At 28.1% G+C, this 22,609-nt stretch carries 24 protein-coding genes; 5 read left to right on the forward strand and 19 right to left on the reverse strand.

Features of this window, described 5'->3' with window-relative positions; translation table 11 throughout:
- Position 1: 1 nt before the first annotated feature.
- From ACAG39_03210 to acpS, 9 genes are all read right to left on the reverse strand, one after another.
- Positions 2-520, reverse strand: coding sequence for a TlpA family protein disulfide reductase (locus ACAG39_03210; GenBank protein ID MEZ0536244.1), 519 nt, complete (start codon positions 518-520; stop codon positions 2-4).
- An 18-nt stretch (positions 521-538) separates the two neighbouring features.
- Complete coding sequence (locus ACAG39_03215) at positions 539-1,180, reverse strand: cytochrome c biogenesis CcdA family protein (protein MEZ0536245.1); 642 nt, start codon at positions 1,178-1,180, stop codon at positions 539-541.
- Between the two features lie 12 nt (positions 1,181-1,192).
- The gene (locus ACAG39_03220) at positions 1,193-1,774 is read right to left on the reverse strand and encodes a hypothetical protein (GenBank protein ID MEZ0536246.1); all 582 of its coding nucleotides are present in this window, start codon (positions 1,772-1,774) and stop codon (positions 1,193-1,195) included.
- Positions 1,735-2,169, reverse strand: coding sequence for a type II toxin-antitoxin system PemK/MazF family toxin (locus ACAG39_03225; GenBank protein ID MEZ0536247.1), 435 nt, complete (start codon positions 2,167-2,169; stop codon positions 1,735-1,737). The genes ACAG39_03220 and ACAG39_03225 overlap by 40 nt, the downstream gene beginning before the upstream one ends.
- A complete protein-coding gene (locus tag ACAG39_03230; GenBank protein MEZ0536248.1) occupies positions 2,135-2,455 on the reverse strand; it encodes a hypothetical protein in 321 nt (106 codons plus the stop codon). The genes ACAG39_03225 and ACAG39_03230 overlap by 35 nt, the downstream gene beginning before the upstream one ends.
- 122 nt (positions 2,456-2,577) lie before the next feature.
- Positions 2,578-3,738 carry an alanine racemase gene (gene alr / locus ACAG39_03235; protein MEZ0536249.1) on the reverse strand — a complete coding sequence of 387 codons (1,161 nt, stop codon included), beginning with the start codon at positions 3,736-3,738 and terminating at the stop codon, positions 2,578-2,580.
- Positions 3,739-3,740: 2 nt separating this feature from the next.
- Complete coding sequence (locus ACAG39_03240; GenBank protein MEZ0536250.1) at positions 3,741-4,259, reverse strand: hypothetical protein; 519 nt, start codon at positions 4,257-4,259, stop codon at positions 3,741-3,743.
- Positions 4,260-5,798, reverse strand: coding sequence for an NAD(P)H-hydrate dehydratase (locus tag ACAG39_03245; protein MEZ0536251.1), 1,539 nt, complete (start codon positions 5,796-5,798; stop codon positions 4,260-4,262).
- 5 nt (positions 5,799-5,803) lie between these two features.
- A complete protein-coding gene (gene acpS / locus ACAG39_03250) occupies positions 5,804-6,175 on the reverse strand; it encodes a holo-ACP synthase (GenBank protein MEZ0536252.1) in 372 nt (123 codons plus the stop codon).
- 90 nt (positions 6,176-6,265) lie between these two features.
- Here acpS and ACAG39_03255 point away from each other — a divergent pair, with 90 nt between their 5' ends.
- The 3 genes from ACAG39_03255 to ACAG39_03265 all read left to right on the forward strand — a co-directional run bounded on the left by ACAG39_03255 (position 6,266) and on the right by ACAG39_03265 (position 9,020).
- Positions 6,266-6,421, forward strand: coding sequence for a hypothetical protein (locus tag ACAG39_03255; protein MEZ0536253.1), 156 nt, complete (start codon positions 6,266-6,268; stop codon positions 6,419-6,421).
- A gap of 103 nt (positions 6,422-6,524) precedes the next feature.
- The gene (locus ACAG39_03260; GenBank protein MEZ0536254.1) at positions 6,525-7,880 is read left to right on the forward strand and encodes a PLP-dependent aminotransferase family protein; all 1,356 of its coding nucleotides are present in this window, start codon (positions 6,525-6,527) and stop codon (positions 7,878-7,880) included.
- A gap of 9 nt (positions 7,881-7,889) precedes the next feature.
- Positions 7,890-9,020, forward strand: a complete 1,131-nt coding sequence (locus ACAG39_03265) for a M20 family metallopeptidase (GenBank protein MEZ0536255.1) — start codon at positions 7,890-7,892, stop codon at positions 9,018-9,020.
- Here the strand turns inward: ACAG39_03265 and ACAG39_03270 are convergent.
- The 6 genes from ACAG39_03270 to ACAG39_03295 form a co-directional block, all read right to left on the reverse strand.
- Complete coding sequence (locus tag ACAG39_03270) at positions 8,989-9,582, reverse strand: hypothetical protein (protein ID MEZ0536256.1); 594 nt, start codon at positions 9,580-9,582, stop codon at positions 8,989-8,991. The genes ACAG39_03265 and ACAG39_03270 overlap by 32 nt on opposite strands.
- A 70-nt stretch (positions 9,583-9,652) precedes the next feature.
- Positions 9,653-11,257 (reverse strand): peptide ABC transporter substrate-binding protein, encoded by a 1,605-nt coding sequence (locus ACAG39_03275; protein MEZ0536257.1) that lies wholly within the window; start codon positions 11,255-11,257, stop codon positions 9,653-9,655.
- A 52-nt stretch (positions 11,258-11,309) separates the two neighbouring features.
- A complete protein-coding gene (locus tag ACAG39_03280) occupies positions 11,310-12,281 on the reverse strand; it encodes an ABC transporter ATP-binding protein (GenBank protein ID MEZ0536258.1) in 972 nt (323 codons plus the stop codon).
- A gap of 22 nt (positions 12,282-12,303) precedes the next feature.
- Positions 12,304-13,311 (reverse strand): ABC transporter ATP-binding protein, encoded by a 1,008-nt coding sequence (locus ACAG39_03285; GenBank protein ID MEZ0536259.1) that lies wholly within the window; start codon positions 13,309-13,311, stop codon positions 12,304-12,306.
- A gap of 18 nt (positions 13,312-13,329) precedes the next feature.
- Positions 13,330-14,307 carry an ABC transporter permease gene (locus ACAG39_03290; GenBank protein MEZ0536260.1) on the reverse strand — a complete coding sequence of 326 codons (978 nt, stop codon included), beginning with the start codon at positions 14,305-14,307 and terminating at the stop codon, positions 13,330-13,332.
- 24 nt (positions 14,308-14,331) lie between these two features.
- Complete coding sequence (locus ACAG39_03295; GenBank protein ID MEZ0536261.1) at positions 14,332-15,252, reverse strand: ABC transporter permease; 921 nt, start codon at positions 15,250-15,252, stop codon at positions 14,332-14,334.
- Between the two features lie 420 nt (positions 15,253-15,672).
- Here ACAG39_03295 and ACAG39_03300 point away from each other — a divergent pair, with 420 nt between their 5' ends.
- On the forward strand, positions 15,673-16,617 hold the full coding sequence (locus ACAG39_03300) for an L-lactate dehydrogenase (GenBank protein MEZ0536262.1): 945 nt from the start codon (positions 15,673-15,675) through the stop codon (positions 16,615-16,617).
- 143 nt (positions 16,618-16,760) lie between these two features.
- The gene (gene rpsT, locus ACAG39_03305) at positions 16,761-17,060 is read left to right on the forward strand and encodes a 30S ribosomal protein S20 (protein MEZ0536263.1); all 300 of its coding nucleotides are present in this window, start codon (positions 16,761-16,763) and stop codon (positions 17,058-17,060) included.
- Positions 17,061-17,094: 34 nt separating this feature from the next.
- Here the strand turns inward: rpsT and holA are convergent, their stop codons facing one another.
- Genes holA through ACAG39_03325 form a run of 4 tightly spaced genes read right to left on the reverse strand, consistent with a single transcriptional unit; the run spans position 17,095 to position 22,520 of the window.
- Entirely contained in the window at positions 17,095-18,072 is a 978-nt protein-coding gene (gene holA, locus ACAG39_03310) for a DNA polymerase III subunit delta (GenBank protein MEZ0536264.1), read from the reverse strand.
- Positions 18,073-18,078: 6 nt separating this feature from the next.
- Positions 18,079-20,298, reverse strand: coding sequence for a DNA internalization-related competence protein ComEC/Rec2 (locus ACAG39_03315; GenBank protein MEZ0536265.1), 2,220 nt, complete (start codon positions 20,296-20,298; stop codon positions 18,079-18,081).
- Positions 20,295-21,131, reverse strand: a complete 837-nt coding sequence (locus ACAG39_03320) for a PHP domain-containing protein (GenBank protein MEZ0536266.1) — start codon at positions 21,129-21,131, stop codon at positions 20,295-20,297. Before ACAG39_03320 ends, ACAG39_03315 begins: the two co-directional genes overlap by 4 nt.
- A gap of 3 nt (positions 21,132-21,134) precedes the next feature.
- Positions 21,135-22,520 (reverse strand): NAD(P)/FAD-dependent oxidoreductase, encoded by a 1,386-nt coding sequence (locus tag ACAG39_03325; GenBank protein MEZ0536267.1) that lies wholly within the window; start codon positions 22,518-22,520, stop codon positions 21,135-21,137.
- Positions 22,521-22,609 lie beyond the last annotated feature (89 nt).

The following is a 22,609-nucleotide window of genomic DNA, read 5'->3' on the forward strand; positions in this document are numbered from 1 at the left end:
TCTATTTTATACTATTAAATATCTTAATTAAATCACTTTTAGATAAATATCCACTATGTTCGTTTACTTTTTTGCCTGTCTTGTCTAAAAAGTATGATGTAGGAATGTACTGAAACCCAAATGCCTTTGAAATTGTTCCTTGAGTATCTAGTAAAACTGGATAAGTTATCCCTTTTTCCTTAACAAATTGTTTTACTTTATTTATATCTTCTGCTATATCTACACCAATAATTATAACATCATTTTTGTTTTCCTCATAATAACTTATCAAGTTAGGAATTTCTTCTTTACAAGGTGGACACCATGTAGCAAAAAAGTTAATTAAAATCTTTTTTCCTCTAAAATCTGATATTGAATAAGTTTTACCATCTAAGGATTTAAGTTTAAAATTTATATATCCTTCAGTAATTACCTCATCAGATTTGTTAGAATAAATCATTTTATAAACTAATAAACCCAATAATATTGCAAAAATAGCAAAGAAAATAATATTTTTTGTAGATTGATTCAATTTATTCATTCTTGTAGACCTCCAATTTTAATATATAATATTTATCTTATCAAAAAAGATTAATAATCCAAAAAGTATAAGCATTATTCCACTTATAATCTCAATATATCTACTATATTTAGAAATAATCTTAATAATTGATTTTATTCTATTTATTAATATTGCAGTAATTACAAAAGGTATTGTAAGTCCTAATGAATATACCAGTAAATAAATTATAGCTTCATATAAAGTTTTAGTTGTAGCTGCTAAAATCAAAATACTTGCAAGCACAGGTCCAATGCAAGGTGTCCAACTAATACTTAATATTACTCCAAGTAAAAAAGGACCTTTAACCTCAGTTTTATTACCCCCCACGGGTATCAAATTTGCCTTTAAAAAAGCTGGCCCTATGTCCAGCATCAATAGACCCATTAATATAATTATTATTGCTCCAATTTTTACTATGTATTCTCTATAATTACCTAACGTACTGCCAAATAGTGAAGATATTATCCCAAATGAAATAAAAACAGTTGTAAAACCTAATATAAACATTAAAATGTTGAGCCATTTATTATTATTTAATGTAAATAAATATGTCACGTATACAGGTATTAATGGGATAATACATGGAGAGAAAAAAGATAAAATACCAGCAGTAAAGGCTGTTAATATACTAATTGTCATTATTTGCTCTCCTTATTTTAATTTATATCCTCCATTTATATAACACCATACATCTTCATTTGCTTTAAAACCTCTACCATCATCTTTTACAACTATAATAAGATGATTCCTTTGTATATTTTGTCCATTTACAATATCCTTTGCACTTGTAACATCAATTAATGCAGTTTGCGGTGGTAAAATTGATAATGCAACCCCACTTCTTAATATAAATTGCGTTGAGTTATCAAATATTATAATTTGCCCTTTTTTTACTTTAATTAATTCATATTTTCCTTTTGTAGATTTAAAAGTAGATGTTACTTGTGGGATATTATTTAAATTATTTAGATTAGATTCTATATTATTAATCCTATTATTCAATTCATTTGTTTTATTAGTAATAGAATTAATTTTTGATTCTATTCTTTTTATATTTGTGTCTATGTAAGTAGTAAGTGTGTCAACCTGTTTTTTCAAAAAACCATATGTTATTAATGCATTTTTATCTATTTCATTTTGAGCATTTGTATAAATAAAAATACTAACTATAATAAAAGATATTGTCAAAAAAACTACAAGCTTTTTACCCCACTTTGTTCTCTTTTTTTCCAATTTAATCCCTCCGTTGTCCACTCCATAAGTCCTAAACTTATTAATATAGCTTGGTTAACCTTCAACATCATCTCTTCGCTTAATTTACCTACTTTATTCTTAAGTCGAATTTTATCAATTGTTCGGATTTGCTCTAACAAAATTACAGAATCTTTTGACAGTCCAAACTCACCAGCAGATATTTCAACATGGGTTGGAAACTTTGCTTTTCCAATTTGTGATGTAATAGCTGCCACAATAACTGTTGGACTATATTTATTACCAACGTCGTTTTGAATAATCAAAACAGGTCTTATACCACCTTGCTCTGAACCAATATGAGGTGCAAGGTCTGCATAAAATATATCTCCTCTTTTTATATCAACTATTTGATTTTGTTCCAACACTTTCTCCACTCTCCGCTAACCTACCTTCATAATTTTGATTTTTTAACTTTAGTAATCCCTCTTTACAAAAATCAACGTTTATAATGTTCTCATATTGTACTAAATTTTCATATTCCATAATTATACATTCATTTGCTAAAGTTCTATTTATTTCAGCATATTCTTTGTAGCAGCTAATTAAATCTTTTTCAATCTTTTTTATTCTTTTTCTTTCTGAGAGTTGCCTTATATAGATTGCATAATTAAAATTGTCATATTTAAATATAAACTTAAAAAGTCTTGTAAATTGCGGCATGAACTCTCCCCCTAAAATCTTTTATGATACAACAAAATATATATTTTTTACCTGAAGGCTATTTAGCGGACGAGCATATTTACATTATAGAATTAATTAAATTAAAATTCAATGTAAATATTTCATAATATATAGTTTAATATTTTTACAATACGGTTATTGTAAATATAAACTCTTGGTATCCTTTTGCTAATTGAGCAAATGACTTCGTAATTAATTGTTCCTATACCCTTTGCAATCTCGTCAGCTGTAATTACATTATTCCCTTGTTGGCCAATTAGTACAACCTCATCACCAATATTTACATTTTTAATATCAGTTACATCAATCATGCATTGATCCATGCAGATATTACCAATAATAGGTGCATATTCACCTTTCACAAGAACATTTCGTGAACTGCTACCTATCCTTGTATAACCATCAGCATATCCAACAGGTATTGTCGCAATAATGCTCTTTCTTTTGGTAATAAATTTTCTGTTGTAGCTAATTGGAAATCCTTCAGGTACACTCTTAACATTTATTATCTTTGCCTTTAAGCTCATCACTGGTTTAAGATTTATATTATAATCTAAATCTGATGGATACAGACCATATAATATTAAACCAGGACGAACAATATCAAGGTGATATTGGGGGAATCTAAGTGTAGCCGCACTATTTGAAATATGCTTATATTTAAAGTATACCCCTTTTTTCTCTAATTCTCTCACAAAATTAATGAATTTTTCGAATTGGGTTTGTGTAAAATTATCTGCATCTTTCTCATCTGCAGAAGAGAAATGTGAGAATATACCTTCAAGTTCTATATTAGGTAGTTTAGAAATCTTTTCAATTTCGTTTATGCTTTTTTGGTTACACAAAAAGCCAATTCTACCCATCCCAGTATCAACCTTGATATGTATCTTTGCTTTTTTATTTAATATTACTGCAACTTTTGAAAGGTGTTCAGCTTGTTTATATGTAAAAACAGTTTGAGACAAATCATTTTCAACTATCTCTTTTGAAAATTCAAAAGGTGTGAAACCCAATATTAGAATATTATTATCTATATTAAAATGCCTTAGCTGTAATGCTTCATCAATAATAGCAACAGCAAGCATATTAATGCCATTTTTAGTTAGTATTTTTGATATTTGCAAAACCCCGTGTCCATAAGCATCTGCTTTAACTACAGCCATAATCTCAGTATTTTTATTAACTTTTTGTCTTATGTTTTTAATATTATATTGCAGATTATCAAGATTAACTTCAGCCCACACACGATGATACAAGTTCAAGTTTAGCCATCCCCCTTTAATTTTATATATGAATCAATTTCGTATCTTCTAAAAAACCTTTTATCCTTATAGAAGATATCAATTCTTTTCAAGCTTCTGTTTTCAAAATAGTAGTGTAAATATTGTACATCACCATTTAATTCTAAAGTTATAATTGCAGATTTGTCTTTTTGAGTAACTTCAATTTTTTCAGAGTTTACAAGGAGATTTAAATAATAGTTTAAAAATATCTTATCAAAATCTAATGATACTTGAAGGTTATTATTAATTATTAGTTTGTCTTTTTCTTTTTGTATATATATCTCCAACTTATCTTTTTTTAATATAAGGTAAGTTTTACCATTTATTTTTTTCTCGGTAAAATTAAATACATCTGTTTGATTATTAGTTATTAAAATAATTTTACCTTGTGCTAAATATTGAGGGTAAATTTTAAAATTATTCTGGGGCTCTTTTTGTTCTGAACAAGCAGTCAAAAATAAAATAGACATAACTACCAAAAATAATATTTTATTTTTCATTTATCCATTAACCTTATCAATTATTCTCTTTATAGACATATCAATATTTTCAATTATATCTGAAGGTGTCATAGCTTGTAATGACTTTTTTTCACTTAATAAGCTAGCAGTTAAACCTAAAATATAAGTTCCTAACTTTGCTGCTTCTAAAGGCTCAAATCCTTGAGCTATGAAAGAAGAAATGATTCCGCATAAAACATCTCCACTACCGCCTTTAGAAAGGCCTGGGTTTCCATTAATATTTATAAACTTTTTATTTCCGTCTGTAACAATTGTTCTTGAACTTTTAAGAACACAAATACAGTTAAACCTTTTTGAAATAAATTCAGCATAATATAGGGGATTATTTTTTATTTCTTCTTTATCAACTTTCAAAAGCCTCGCTGCTTCAAGAATGTGTGGCGTTAAAATTTTTGGAGCCTTATATTTTAAAAGTTCAGTATTTAGTTCTGATAAAACATTTATACCATCTGCGTCTATTACAATAGGTATTTCTAAATTGTTAAAAATATACCTCAAAATTTCTACAATCTCTTTACTTATTGTCAGCCCAGGACCGAATGCGATAACATTTATTTTACTTAGTAAATCTGAATATTTCATAAAATGCTCAAAATTTAATATTCCATCATTTGACTCACAAGGAATAGTAATTATCTCATCTAACTTATTAGGCTTTAAATCTAAACCTTCTTTGGGTGAAAATAAATAAACAAGTCCACAACCAGACCTATATGCTGCATTTGAGCAAAGATTAGCCGCTCCTTGATAAAATTTTGAACCAGCTATAATTGCTAATCTCCCATAATCCGCTTTATTTGTATCGTGATATCTGTATAATTTTGAAACATGCAAATTATGTTCATCTATTAAGATGTTATCATAACTATCAATAATATCCTCGGGTATCCCTATATCTTTTACTATTAATGTGCCAGAGAAAAAGGCACCTGGATAAAGAATTGAACCTAGCTTTGGCATTGTAAATGTAATTGTTTTATCAGCTTTAACTGCACATCCAAGAATATTTCCTGTATCAGCACAAATGCCAGAAGGAATATCTATAGAATAAACATACGAATAACTATTATTTATTTTATCAATAACGTCTTTATAAATACCCTCTATTGTTCTTGATAAACCTACACCAAAAATAGCATCAATTATTATGTCAAAATGTTCGAAATGAATATTGATCAAGTCATTAACATCTTCCAAAATAATGATATTTGTACCTATATTTTTTAGCACATTCAAAAATATACTAGATGTTTTTGATTTATTTTCACCTAACAGAAATACAACTAATTCCTTTACTTTATTTATAAGATATCTTGCACATACAAATCCATCACCACCATTATTGCCTGGACCACAAAATACTGCCACCTTTTTTTGCCTTAAATTTGGATAATCTTTAATAATTTCTTCAAAGACACTGAACCCTGCATTTTCCATTAAAACTTCTTCGGGAATTCCTACTTCAAATATTGCCTTTTTTTCTATTTCTTTTATCTGTTTTGAGTCTAGCACATACATATTAATTATCCCTCCTTTTCTGCAATAGCAAAAGCGGTTGCATAATTTTCTGAATGAGATATACTTATAAAAATTCTATTTATACTATTCATTTTTGCAATTTCTAATGCTTTATTATTTAACAAAACATAAGGACAGCCATAAGTATCTTTCTCAATTTGTATATCAGTGAATCGAAAAATCACTCCTGTTCCTAAAGCCTTTGATACTGCTTCCTTTGCTGCAAAATAACCCGCTATGGACTCATAAATATTTTTTTTTGATAATATATAATTTATTTCACTTTGTGTAAAAAATCTCTGTAAAAATTTATCTAAATTATTTATCTTGCGAATTCTATTTATTTCAACAATATCAACCCCTACGTTATGTATCATTGAGCATCTTTTCCTTTCTATATGTTACCTAATTGAAAATATAAAATCTATACATAATAATATTTAGAAAAATAAAAGGAGCATAAAAACATGAGTTTAATACCTTGCACATATGACTGCAGATATCAAAAAGATGGACTATGTTTCAAGACTCAAATTACATCTCCTTCTAATTTACACAGCAATAAAAAATGTTTATTCTTTGAACCAATAAATAATAAAGAGAATAAAAAATTTAAATTATAATTATTTTATCACAATAATCTATTATATATTTACTTTTATACTATAATTGAATATTTTTTTTTTATCATTTATAATGAAAAAAAATTCATTTTTGGTGTGAAACATGTTAGATAAAACAAGTAATATTCCATTATATTTACAAATAGCTAATATAATAAAAGAGAATATACTTTCTAAGAAATATTTCTATGGACAAAAGTTACCTTCATTAAGATATCTTTGTAAAGAATTTGGCGTAAATATATCAACTGTAACAAATGCCCTTAAATTATTACAAGATCAAGGTTTTGTTAAAGCTGTTAGAAATGTAGGCTATTTCATATCTTATTCTGAAAAAGATGATATATCATCATTTGAAGATTTTATAAGTCAAAATATTCCTAAAAATGCAATTGATTTTGCTTCTGGTAATTTACCTTATTCATTATATCCTATTGATGAATTCAAGCATTCGCTTGATATAGTAATTAATAAATTTGGTGCTTCTGCGTTTGATTATATTGAAAATAAGAATAGTCCTTTAATTGAATATCTTTTAGAAAATTATTTAAAAAGTCAAAATATTTATTGTAAACTAGAAAATATTATTATTGTATCAGGTGCCCAGCAAGGTATTGAGATTGTATCAAAAAGTTTCTTAAAGCCTGGTGATAAGATACTTATTGAAAATCCAACCTACTTCGGTGCATATAGTACATTTAGATCAATGCATTTAGATATTGATGATTTTCCAACTGGTAATATTGAATTTTTGGAATATAAAATGAAAAGGTTTAAACCTAAAGCTTTATATATAATACCATTTTCACAAAATCCTACCGGATTTACATATTCAATTGATGAACTTAAATGGATTTATGAGTTATCTTATAAAAATAATGTATTCATAATAGAAGATGATTTTTTTTCTGATGTAAATATCTTTGATGACGTTAATTTTATGCCTATAAAAAGTATAGATTATAAAGAAATAGTGTTTTATGTTAAAAGTTTTTCAAGGCTTCTTATGCCAGCCTTAAGATTAGGATTTGTAATATCACCATCAAATCTATCAGAAGATGTTGCTTTTTTAAAGTGGACAACAGATATATCAACCTCATTATTTATTCAACTGTCATTTACTGAATTTTTAAATAGATATTATGCTATACATCTGAATAGGATAAAAGAATATATTAAACCAAAGTATAACTTATTTTTAAATACTATTTTAAAAAATTCTTATTATATTCCTCAAAAACCAACAGGCATTTTTTCAGTAGTATCTACAAAGAATCTAAATGCAATATCATTATATAATACACTAAAACAATACAATATATATGTTTCCCCATATAATCTTTTTTACCATAATATAAATAATTCAAATTTTATAAGGCTTTCTTTTATGAATACTGAAATAAAAGATATTGTAAATGGTTTGCATACAATTTTTGAGATAATTAAAAATTTTCAATGAGGTGGTAAAATGTATAACATTGATAATTTAATTTCTGAAATACTACAAGATGTGATCGAAATACAAAAAAATTTAAATAGTATACCCGAACTTGCATTTAATGAATATAAAACTCAAAATTATATAAAAAATATATTAAATAATGTTGATATCCAGACAATAAAATGTGCTGATACAGGGCTTATTGGTGTTTTAAATGATGGCCCTACTTGTATTGCAATAAGAGCAGATATGGATGCTATCGTATCAGATGGTAATATTATGCATGCATGCGGTCATGACTATCACATGAGTATTGCAATAGGTGTGGCCATGACTTTGAAGAAAATGGGATTTGATAGATGCGTAAAATTTATCTTTCAACCAGGTGAAGAAGGAAGTGGTGGAGCAAAAAAAATGATTGATGAAGGAGTATTAGAAAAGCCTCAAGTTCAAGCACTCATTGGTCTTCACGTTTGGCCTAATCTTGAAGTAGGTAAGATTGCTTTAAATGATGGTCCAATTATGGCTAGTGTTGATGATTTTGAGTTAACCTTTATAGGAAAAGGTGGCCACGCTGCGATGCCACAGGATGTAATAAATCCTATTTATCCTGCAATTGATACAATTCAAACAATTAATAATATTATGCTATTGAGATATGATAAATTTGATCCAGTACATATTTCTTTTTCATCAATAACTGCTGGCAGTCTTCCAAACGTTGTTCCAAGCAAATGTATAGTTAAAGGAACAGTAAGAACTTATAATGATCAATTAAGAGAAAAAATACACAATAATATTAATGAAATAGCAAATTTAGCAGCAAGAAAATATGAGTGTTCTTGTAACTTTATCTATAACTATCAATATCCAGCTTTAATTAACCATAAGGAATTAGCAAATCAATTTATAGAATTTGCTAAAAATTATTTGGGCAATCATAATGTTGAAATAGCTGAACCTTCATTTACTGCAGAAGATTTTTCATTTTACTGCAAAAAAGTACCTTCTATTTATTTCAGGTTGGGCATAAAAGAAGAGGATATAGGAACATATCCTCTCCATTCAAGTAACTTTTCAGCATCCAAAAAGAGTTTATATTATGGAATAAAAACTTTAGTAGGTTTTATTTTACACTACTATCAAGAAGAGATTTAAGAGCCTGTATGGCTCTTTCTTTTTTATTAGTTCTAACATAAATTGCAATAACCTTATTTTTTGTATCAAAACCAGCATCACTAAGCACTTTAATTGATTGTGCACTAAGACCATACAAGGCTTTTTTCTTAGCATCTTCTGCTTTTATATAAAATTCATTGTTTGCATATTTATTAAGGTATTTGTATTTTTCTAATAGTTGATCCAAAGGTAAAAAAGCACCCTTAGAAGCATATGCTTTGAATAATTCTTTATCAAGAATAAATAAATCCCCTTCTCCGGCAGCCATTATTACTAAAAGTTTCTGTTGGTAAGCAATTTCTTGTTGAGTTCTTGCGTTTTTGCCTGTATATAGTATTTGATCAATATTTACCTTATCATTAATTATTTTTTCCAAATTTTCTTTTAGCGTTGTATCAACATTCGGTAATAATAAATTTCCTACCAATATTATCCTTACCTTTTTTTCTATCTCTTTATAATTATTATTGCATCCATAAAATAATGTTGATAAAACAATGACAATTAATGCTACTGCTAGAATTCTCTTTTTAATGCTCATATAATACCCCCTTACAAAAAAATATAGAGAAGGCAAATTACCCTCTCTATATATTTTACATCTATAAAACTTATTTTACAATCTTAGCAAACATGAAGTAGTTAAATCCAAGTGGTGAAATATAATAGTTCTTTACATAGTCTCTTAATAATTGACCTTTAACATAGAAGTAGATTGGAATAAGTGCATGATCATTCATTATAATCTTTTCTGCTTCATGCATATATTGCATTCTTGTCTTTCTATCTGTTGTCATCTTTGCTTTGTCTATTAATTCGTCATACTTCTTATTTGACCAATTAGTATTGTTATTGTCGCTGTATGATGTGAATAAATCCATAAATGTCATTGGATCAGCATAGTCACCTATCCAACCATCTCTTGCGACTATATAATCTTTCTTTTGTCTTCTATCTTGAAGAACTTTCCATTCCATATTTGATAACTTAACATTTATTCCTAATTGTTTCCACATAGCTTGAACTGCTTCAGCTATCTTCTTATGGCCTTCGCTTGTATTATAGATTATTTCTATTTCTGGGAATCCTTTACCATTTGGATAGCCTGCTTCTGCAAGTAACTTCTTTGCTGTTGCTAAATCAGCAGTTTTTGGTAAGAAATCTCCACCTTCAACTCTGAAGTCTTTTGATACACCATTTATACCATATGGAACAATACCAGTAGCTGGTTTTTGACCAAGCTTACCAATCTTTTCAACTATATAAGTTCTATCTATTGCTAATGATAAAGCTTTTCTTACTCTAACATCTTTGAATGCAGGATATTTGTTGTTGAGATCATAATAGTAAAGTCCAAGCTCATCCCATACTTTCATTTTCTTTTCTTTAATAAGTCTTGGAATTTCCTCTGTTGGTATTCCTTCTGCACCATCTACTTGTCTAGCTTCATAAGCCATTAAGTTAGCTTTATCATCTTCAGATAGTTTAAATACTATCTTTTCTAATGTTATAGCTTTCTTATCCCAATAATTTGCATTCTTTTCAAGAACAATTTGTGAGTTATGTGTCCACTGAACCATTTTGAATGGTCCATTTCCTATATATGTTTTTGGATCTGTTGCCCATTTATCTCCATATTTTTCTACTATATCTTTTCTTACTGGGAAGTAAGTTGGGAAGTTTGTTAAATCAATAAAGTAAGGTGTAGGTGCTTCAAGTGTAACTTGAAGGGTTTTAGCATCTAATGCTTTTACACCAACATCACTTGCTTTTGCTTTTCCTTCATTGAATGCTCTACCATTTTTAATATAATACATTTGATATGCGTATTCTGACGCAGTTTTTGGATCTAATGCTCTTTTCCATGCATACTCAAAGTCTTGAGCAGTAACTGGCTTTCCATCAGACCATTTCGCGTCTCTTAATTTGAATGTGTAAACCTTACCATCTTTAGATATTGTCCAGCTTTGAGCTATTCCAGGAATTGTTTCACCTTTTACATTAACTCTTGTTAAACCTTCAAAAACGTTAATAATAATGTTAGCACTATCAAGAGCATTATTTAAACCTGGATCAAGATATCTTGGTTCTGCACCATTTATATAGGTAAGAACCTGCTTTGCTGCTGCTACGCCTGTTACCTTGTTAACATTCAAGGCAAGAGCTGTAGCCATAAAAACAACTAATACAAATACAGCAATTAGACGTTTTTTCATAAAAATACTCCCCTTTCGTATAATAATTATTTTTATTTTACATAGCAAGCCATTATTTATCCATTAAATGGCAAGCTACGTAATGACCTTTTGAAACTTCTTTTAGCTTTGGTTCTTCTTCTTGGCATCTTTTGTGAGCATATTTACACCTTGTTCTAAAATGGCATCCTGATGGAGGATTAATGGGGCTTGGCACATCACCTTCAAGAATAATTCTTGATCGTGATTTAGATACAGCTGGGTCTGGAATTGGTATTGCAGATAGCAATGCTTGAGTGTAAGGATGCTGTGGATTATCATATAATTCATTGCTTTCTGCTAATTCAACCAATTTACCCAAATACATAACACCAACTCTGTTACTAATATGCTTAACCATAGAAAGATCGTGTGCAATAAATAAATATGTCAGCTTAAATTCTTTTTGTAGATCCTCAAGCATATTAACAATCTGAGCTTGAATAGAAACATCAAGAGCTGAAATTGGTTCGTCACAAATAATAAATTCTGGCTCGACTGCTAATGCCCTTGCAATACCTATTCTTTGCCTCTGACCACCAGAAAATTCATGTGGATACCTGTTAGCATGTTCACTATTTAACCCAACTAATCTTAGTAACTCTTGAACACGTTCTTTCTTTTCTTTGCCAATAGCTATATTATGAATCTCTAATGGTTCTCCTACTATATCTCCTACTGTCATTCTTGGATTTAAAGAAGCATACGGATCTTGGAAAATCATTTGCATTGATTTTCTATATTTTAACATATCTTTTTTTGTTATGTCTTCACCTTTAAATATAATTTGCCCACTTGTTGGTTCATATAATCTAATTATCGTTCTACCTGTTGTAGATTTACCACAACCACTTTCACCTACTAGCCCAAGTGTTTCACCTTTATTTATATGAAAACTTACATCATCTACTGCTTTTACATATTGAACATTTCCTATACCCATTTTTACTGGAAAATATTTCTTCAAGTTTACTATTCTTAATAGCTCTTGTGACAACTTTTTCACCTACCTTAATTTAACAAGTATATTATCTGTTATTTATTGATTCTAAAATATCTTTTGGAGTATATTCATGGTTTAGCCAACAACGTGCAATATGCTTTTCACCAACATCAAAAAGCGGAGGCCTATGTTCTAAACAAACCTTCATTGCCCACTCACAACGAGGAGCAAATGGACATCCCTTTGGTGGTTTTAATAAATCTGGCGGTTGTCCTTCTATTGGAACAAGCCTTTTCTTAAGACCTTCGTGCATTTTAGGAACTGATTTTAAAAGTCCCCATGTATAAGGATGCTTAGGATTATAGAATATTTCATTAACAGAACCTTGTTCTACAATAATGCCACCATACATTACAATTACTCTTGAACAAATATCAGCTACAACACCAAGATCGTGTGTAATTAGTATTATTGACATTTTAATTTTCTGTTGGAGATCTTTCAACAGTTCAAGTATTTGTGCTTGAATAGTAACATCAAGTGCTGTTGTAGGCTCATCTGCAATCAATAATTTAGGGTTACACGATAAAGCCATAGCAATCATAACTCTTTGTCTCATTCCACCAGAAAATTCGTGTGGGTATTGCTTTAATCTTCTTTCTGGGCTTGGTATACCAACTAATTTGAGCATTTCTATTGCTCTTTTTTTGGCTTCTTCTGTTGTAACATTATTATGTGTTTTTATAGCTTCTACTAATTGATTTCCAATAGTAAACACAGGATTTAATGATGTCATAGGATCTTGGAATATCATACTAATCCTATTACCTCTAATTTGTTGCATTTGCTTTTCAGTTTTTGTTAAAAGGTCTTCGCCTTCAAAAATAATCTGTCCATTGACTATTTTACCTGGAGGTGCAATAAGCCTCATAAGTGACATAGAAGTAACAGATTTTCCACTACCAGATTCACCAACAATACCTACAGCTTCTGCTTCATCTATATAAAATGATACATTATCAACAGCTTTTACCTCACCTACGTGGGTAAAGAAAGAGGTTTTTAAATCCTTAACTTCAAGTATTTTCGCCAATTTATTTCACCTCAATTATTATTTTCTCATTCTTGGATCAAGAGCATCTCTTAACCCATCGCCAAACAAATTAAATGCAAGAATAATTAAACATATTAATAATGAAGGAAAGAATAATCTATACGGATAAGAAATAAATCCATTTAAACCATCAGAAGCAAGTGAGCCTAATGATGATGCAGGTGCATCAACACCAAGTCCAATGAAACTTAAGAATGATTCTGTAAATATTGCACTCGGTATTTGTAATGTTGAAGTTACAATAATTGAGCCAATTGTGTTTGGAATAAGGTGCCTAATTAATATCCTCCAACCACTAGCACCAATTGTTTTTGCTGCAGTTACATATTCTTGCTGTTTTAGACTTAGTATTTCACCACGAACAATTCTTGCCATTGAAATCCAGTATGTAAGACCAATAGCAATAAACATACAAACAAGTGGAGCCCCTACTGCTCTTAATCCGCTTAAAAATTCATATTTTTCAAAAAGTGCAGATAGAGTAGGTTTTAATGAAACTGATAATAAAATAACATAAATCATAAGTGGAACACTATATAATATATCAACTATTCTCATCATTATATTATCTACTTTACCGCCAAAGAAACCCGAAATACCACCATATAAAACACCTATAATAATATTAATAATTGTAGCTACAATACCAATAGCTAATGATATTCTCATACCATATAAACATCTTACAAATAGGTCTCTGCCTAAGCTATCAGTACCAAAAAAATGTTTTATTGAAGGACCTAAGTCTTCATGTCCTCTAATCTGTTGGTCATAGGTATATGGCATAACAAGGGGACCAATAAGTGCTATTAAAAACATTATAACAATTGCCCATAAACTAACCATAGCTACTTTATTCATTTTAAGTCTACGCCAAGCATCTTGCCAAAATGTCATACTTGGACGAACTATTGTTTCTGCATCTTTTTCTGATTTTGAAACTTTATAAAAAAGTTCTTTTTGAAGGTTTTCCATATCTTTCTGTTGCCTCCTCCTGATTTAATCCTCTAACTTAATACGTGGGTCAATAAATACATATATTATATCAACTATTAAGTTCATTAATATTAAAAATGCTGCATAAAAGATTGTTGTACCCATAACAAGTGAATAATCTCTATCAGAAATACTTGTTACATAAAATTGTCCCATACCAGGAATTAGAAATATTTTTTCTACAACAAAACTTCCAGTTAATACCCCTGCTATTAGCGGACCTAAGTAAGTAACAACAGGAATTAACGAATTTTTTAATGCATGCTTGTATACAACTTTAGTTTTGGATAAACCTTTTGCTTTTGCAGTCCTAATATAATCTTGTGATAGGCTTTCAATCATTGAACTTCTTATTAATCGTGCAATAAAGGATAATGAATAAGCCGACAACGATACAACAGGGAGTATATAACTTCTCGCTTCATCCAACCCCATAACAGGTAATAAACCAAGCTTTACACCAAAGAAATAAACAAGTAATACTGCTAAAACAAAGCTTGGAATTGTTATAAATATTGTTGCTATAATCATTGACAAATTATCTTGCCACTTCCCTTGATGTAATGCTGACCAAACACCTAAAGGAATGCCTATTAACAAAGTAAATATTATAGACAACAAGCCTATTTTTGCAGAAACAGGAAATGTTCTTGCAATAATCTCATTTACTGTTTGACCTGGATGACGCATAGAAACACCTAAATCAAGTCTAAGTAAGCTCTTTACATACTTAATATATTGAATATGTAAAGGTTGGTTAAGTCCATACTTTGCATTTAAATTATCAAGTATCTGTTGTGGTAATGTCTTTTCACCTGTGAATGGTCCACCAGGAATCATCCTCATAAGAAAAAAAGTAATTGTTACGATAAAGAATAAAGATATTATTGCCCATACTACCCTTTTAAGTATATACCTTAGCACCTTTCAATCAACTCCTTTAAAAACTTTTTGTAATATGTGTATTATCATGAATTAAATTGTATAAATATAAATATATATATTATATTTTATCTTTGTTTATTATAACATTAGAGTTATGTATATTCAATACTTTTTATAAATCATATTGTGCGAATACTTGATATTATTTTCTGTAAATTGAATTGTATGCATGTATATTTTTATAGTTATAACATTGTAATGAGATTAACAAGCACGAGATTAGTTGAATATGAAAGATTTATTAGTTTTTATTTCAAGCTTATATTAATAATGAGCTAATAAATATTCATATATAATCTTAATCATTTATGTTTATTATAACTCATATAAATATTTTTGATACTCATTTTTATTACTTGGGTATAATGTTATTATAGTATTGAAAATGGAGTGATCAAAATGAGAAAACCTGGAAAGATTGTTATTATTGGAACTGGTTTTGTTGGATCATCTACTGCATTTGCAATTATGGATGCTGGTCTTGCTACTGAACTTGTTCTTATTGATGTAAATAAAGAAAAGGCTGAAGGCGAAGCTATGGATTTAAATCATGGCATCTCATTTGTAAAACCAGTTAAAATATATGCAGGTGATTACAGTGATTGTAAGGATGCAGACATTGTTATAATAACAGCAGGTGCAAATCAAAAACCAGGTGAAACAAGGCTAGATTTAACAAAAAAGAATGCAACAATTACAAAATCAATCGTTGAAAATATTATTAAATATACAACTGATGCAATATTATTAATGGTAACCAACCCTGTTGATATTTTAACTTATGTTGTTTATAAGGTGTCACAGTTGCCAAAAAATCAGGTTATTGGTTCAGGAACTGTATTGGATAGTTCAAGATTTAGATATCTCCTTGCCCAACATTGTAATGTTGATGTAAGAAATGTTCATGCATATATATTAGGTGAACATGGGGACAGTGAAATGGCTGCATGGAGTCTTACAAATATTGGCGGAGTTAATTTTATGCAAGAATGCTTACTGTGTGGTAATAACTGCCCCCCAACAGTTAAGCAAGAAATATTTGATAAAGTAAAAAATGCCGCTTATGAAATAATACAAAGAAAAGGTGCAACTTACTATGCTATTGCACTTGCTGTAAGAAGAATTGTAGAATCAATTATAAGAAATGAAAACACCATTTTACCTGTTTCAAGCGTTGTAGATGATGTGTTTGGAATATCTGATATTGCAATATCACTGCCATCTGTTGTTAATAATACTGGAGTTGTAAAAGTATTTGATATACCACTTACTGATGAAGAAATAAAATCACTACAAAATTCTGCAAAAGTTTTAAAAGAAACTATAAAATCTCTTGAAATTTAAGTAATAAATCTTGTATAATACTAAAGGAAGCATTTGTGCTTCCTTTTATTATTAGATACTTTAATAATATTGCAAATATATTTTTTGCATGTTAAAATAAGTTTTGTCTTGTTATTATAAAGTTTTGAGTGGAGGTGAAAATTTTGGCAAATATTAAATCAGCAAAAAAGAAGATTAAGGTTATTAGAAGAAGAACTCTTGAAAATAAGATTCAAAAAATAAAAATGAAAAAGGCAATAAAGGAAATGAAGAAGGCTTTACTTGCTAATGATGTTTCAAAAGCAAGAGAACTTTATCCAAATGTTGCAAAGATAATTGACCAAACTGCAGCTAAAGGTATAATCCATAAAAATAATGCTTCAAGGAAAAAATCAAGACTTATGAAGCTAATAAACAAATATGCTGCATTAACTCAGCCAAAGCCTGATACAAAAGCTGAATAGTATAAAAGGCACATGCTAATAGCATATGCCTTTTTTATTTTATTATCTCATATATCAATGTCTCAATACCAAGTGTTTGTTGTAATTGTCCAGTTTTTATTAGGTAATCAATTTCAACTGATTTTTGTATTATATTTTTTATTTTTTCAATTGTAAATTGGTCTGCTTGTTTTTTATATTTATCATAAAAGTATTCCTTTATTCCTGCAGTTTTTATAATTGTCCTTTTATCTTGTAATGAATCTTTTAATATTCCAAGAATCTTAAAATGTCTGTTTATCATAAATAAAATTCTTAAACTACTTTCCTTTAATTCATATAATTGATTTAAATATTCAAATCCTTTTTCAATATCCTTTTGTGAAAATGCATCAAGCATTAAAAAAATTCTATCTTGAGGATTTGGATACATAAATAGTCGAATATCTTCATATGAAGGTTTATTTTTACCACCTAAATATGATATTAAGATATTCAAATAATTATAAATTGTATACATATCTCTATCAAAATGATTAATTATTTCTTCTGCCATATTTTCTGAAATTTGTTTATTTTCTTTATTAAATATATTCTGAACCCATTTTATAAGATCAACAGTCAGTTGCTTTTCAAATTCAACCCAAAAAGCAATAGGCTTTATTTTGCTAACATAACTGGAGTTGTTAATCTCATATTCTTTAAAAATAATAATATTACCATCATTAGTTTGTTCAAGCTGTTTTAAAATGGTTTCTAACTTTATTTTGTTAGCATTTTTTATAAAATTTTTAAATACAAAAACTTTTGATATGCTAGCAAAGCTAAAAGAAAAAAGCTCATTCACAACTTCATCATAATTTGCATCTTCGCCATCAAAAATCAAAATATTCTCATTATTGTTTACAATCATTTTAGGTATATTATTTGTATAGTAATCTATTAAAAACCTTTCTTGCCCATAAAAAAAATATATCTTTTCAAATTTTTTGCTTTTTATATGTTGATTTAATAGTCTTTGCCTTTCATTCATGTTCTCTCACCTCAAAAAAGGTATAATTCTCAATGTAGTTCCATCTGTTTTTATATCTATTTCTCCATTAACATCAGTTCTAAATATCTTTATTTTATTTTCTTCAAGCCTTTTTGTTACAATTTCTGAAGGATGATTAAATCTATTATCACGTCCAACAGATATTATAGCAAATTTAGGTTTTATATAATTTAAAAACTTTTGGCTTGTTGAGGTGGAACTACCATGATGTGCTATCTTTAGAATGGTAGATTTCAAATTAAAATATATCAATTTTTCTTCAGATGTCATAGAGATATCACCAGTAAAAAGTATGCTGAATTTATTTAATTTAAATCTTGAAACTAAACAACCATTTGAATCATCATTATATGGAGGAAATAATGCAATATTCAAATTTTTGATTTTCATATTTAAAGGCTTTTTTACAATATAAACATTCTTGTTTACCAGTAAATTATGTTTTTCAATATATGTTTTATCAGTAGTAAAAATATTTTTAACCTCTATATTTTGAAACAAATCTTGTAACCCACCACAATGATCATCATGCTCATGTGATAATATCAAAATATCAATTTTATCGATTTTATTATGAAATAAGAACGGCAGAATATTATATGAAACAGCATTAAAATCATCATTTTCTGGTCCAGTATCTATAAGTATATTAAATCCTTTATAAGATATAAAAGAGCTATCTCCTTGTCCTACATCTAAAATGCTTATTTTAAGGTCTTTTAAATTATCAAAATAACCTAATGAAATAATAAAAGCTAAGATTAAACATAAACTCAATATATACTTTCTATATTGCTTATTCATTAATAACAGTATAATTAAATAATAAACTACTGCTATAATAATATCAAAATATATAATCTTAATATATGTAAATTTTAAATGTGAAATTTTCGATGATAAAATCAACAAATTAGTAAGTTTATCTACAGTGAATTTGAACAAATAAAAATTAAATCCAAACAATTCAAATATTATATATATAAGTCCTAATGGTATCAAAATACTTGTTAATATAATAGCAGCTATATTAGTAAATACTGACACAATAGATATTTCATGAAAATATATTATTAAGAATGGTAATATCAATATTTGCGATGATAAAGTAATACTTATAACTGAAGCTATACTTTTAATTCTGATATATTTTTCAATAAAATTAAAAATTTTTTTATTAAATATTATTATTGATAAAACACAAATGTAAGATAATTGAAAACTGATATTAAACAAATCCATAGGATTTATAATAAGCACCAATATAGCAGCTAAAAATAATGAATTTAGTGTGTCAACATTTTTGTATATTATCTTTCCTGCATAATAAATTAATGCCATTATAGTTGCACGCACAATAGAAGCTCCAAAACCAGAAAGTATAGAATATAATAAAATCAATAATATGATTATTATGTTATTAATATATCTATTATAATATTTAAAAATATGTATAAATAAAAATTCAATGAAAATGCATAAAATACCAATATTACCACCTGAAGCTGCTAATAGATGTGCAAGTCCTGCTCTTTGAAAGTCCTTATAAATATCATCTGGAATGAAATTCTTATTACCAAATATTATTCCTAATAACATTGAGCTTTTATCTTTTTGGAAATTATTATTAAGAATAGTTGAAATCTTTTGGAGTAATAAATTTATATAAGCTAATATGTTTTGGCTTCTTTTTAGAACTTCTATATTATCTGAATAGATTGTATATAAAGTTTTTTTGGATTTAAGATATTCTCTATAATCAAATCCACCATAATTGGTTTTTGGCGTAGGTATTTTGAGCTTTCCTATTACAGTAATTAAATCATTGTAAAGAAAATCATTTTTCAATGATGTTTTCACTCTAATCTTTATTTCCTTATTATTAATATTAGTTGATGCAAAAAAGGTTTGGTATTTTTCTGATTTCTCTGGAAATGAAGAAATACATGCTATAAGTTTAACCTCTTTGTTATGAAAGTTTAAATCAGCATTAAATAAATATAAAAAATAAAAAGTTCTGAATAAAGTAAATATAGAAACAAGACAAATCAATACAAATAATGTTTTATTTTTAAATGTAAACTTATAGAATAGTCCTATTAAAATAAAAAATAAAATAGCTATTATCAAAATGTTTGAGGTTATTTTAACAATAAAAATACTAAGACATATAGATAAAAGAATCCAAAATGTCTGCCTTTTCATTTTTTTAACCTTTCTTTTAATCTTTCAAGAATTTCATCATCAACTTTAATGTTATTTCTTCCAACTCCTAATTTTATATCTGGTTTATTCTTACCGTGAAAATCACTGCCACCGGTTATTAAAAAGGAAAATCTATTAGCAAGTTCAATAAGTTTTTTGGTTTCAATATCACTGTGTTCAGAATGTATTGCTTCTATCCCGTCTAATCCATATAATTTTAATTCTTCAAAAACATTTTCGACACCTTCTTCAAGGTATAAAAATTTATATGGATGAGCAAGAATAGCTAATCCACCTGACTCTTTAAGAATATTTATTGCTTCAAATGGCTTTAATTTATCCTTCTTAACATAAGCTGGTTTTCCAAATGATAATAATTTTTCAAAAACCTCTTTGGGACTGTTAAAATAACCTTTATTCACTAAAACTTGTGCTATATGTGGTCTACCAATAATACTATCTTTTGCAACTTCAATAATCTCATCAATTGTTATGTTATAACCTAACTGTTGCAGTTTTTCTACAATTTTAGGATTCCTTTGATGCCTAAAAGATTCAAGTAACAATAAGTTATCAATTAATTTATTATTATTCACATCAATAAAATAGCCCAAAATATGCATTTCAATTTCAAAGTCAGCACTTATTTCTACACCGCTAATAACCTCTATTCCTAAATCTTCTGCTTTTTCCTTTGCTTCTTGAATCCCTAAAATAGTGTCATGGTCTGTAATAGCAATAGCACTTAAATTACTTTGCTTAGCTATTTTAACAACTTCAGATGGTGAAAAAGTTCCATCTGAAGCTGTTGTATGAACATGAAGATCAATCATATATTAATCCTCCATATTGATAATATTTCTTGCAATTAAAATGCCATTTACACTTGCTTGCATTAAACCTCTGGTGATACCAGCTCCATCTCCTCCAAAATATAAATTCTTTATATTCAAGCTTTCAAAGTTTTTGTTTACTCTAACCTCATTGGAATAAAATTTTACTTCAATTCCATAAAGTAATGTATCAAAAGATGCAACACCATTAACAACAAAGTCTAATGCTTCAATCATTTCCTTTATATCTAACATAAGTCTATATGGTAATACTAAGCTCAAGTCCCCTGCAACTGCATCTTGTAGTGTAGGAATTACAGAATTTCTATTTATTCTTTCTTCATTTGAACGTCTACCTTTGATGAAATCACCATATCTTTGAACAATTATTTTTCCACCTGATAGCATGTTTGCAAGCTCAGCAATATACTTACCATATTTTATACTGTCTCTAAATGGATCTGTAAAATGTTTAGAAACAAGTAAAGCAAAGTTTGTGTTTTCGCTTTTAGTATTCTTATAGCTATGTCCATTTACAACAGCTAAGTTATCATAATGCTCAACAGCAACATATCCACCAGGATTCATACAAAATGTTCTTACTTTATCATCAAAAGTTTTTGTATAATAAATAAATTTGCTCTCGTAAAGATGTTCTGTTATTCCTTTCCAAATATGATTTGGTGTTTCTACCCTTACACCTATATCAACTCTGTTATTATCGCAAGGAATGTTATATTTATTTATAACCTCGGATAGCCAATGAGCTCCTTCTCTCCCTACAGCTATTACTACTTTATTAGCATAAAATGTTTGATCTTTATCAGTAATAACACCTTTTATAGTATTACTTTCAATAATTAAATCCTTTACTGCAGTTTTAAATTTTATTTCAATACCACTATTTATTAGATGATCTTGAATACTTTTATATATCTTTTTAGCTTCCTCTGTTCCTAAATGCCTTATTGGACTTTCAATAAGATTGAGATTTGCAACTGTTGCTTTTCTTTTTATATCCTCAATAACCTCAGAATTTGTTCCATAAACCTTTTTATCAGCACCATATTGAAGATAAATACTATCGGCATAGTTAATATATTCAATAGTATTATTATAGCCTATATAGTCAGCAAGCCTTCCTCCAACATTAGGCGATAATGATAGCTTACCGTCAGAGAAAGCACCAGCACCTGAAAATCCAGTTGTAATGTTGCAAGGTTTGCAATTAACACATACATTTGTTATTCTTTTAGGACAATCTCTTGAATCAATGTCTCTACCTTTTTCAATAATAAGTATTTTTATATTATTATTTAATTTTATAAGTTCATATGCAGTAAAAATACCACATGGCCCTGCTCCTACAATAATTACATCATATTTCATTTTATTTCACCTCATTGTTTTTTTAGCCTACAATATTATAAATGAAATGCTGATAATATTCCACTATTATTTGATTTATAAAAATCATC

The sequence above is a fragment of the Caldicellulosiruptoraceae bacterium PP1 genome, assembly GCA_041320695.1.
Lineage (GTDB): Bacteria > Bacillota > Thermoanaerobacteria > Caldicellulosiruptorales > Caldicellulosiruptoraceae > JBGGOQ01.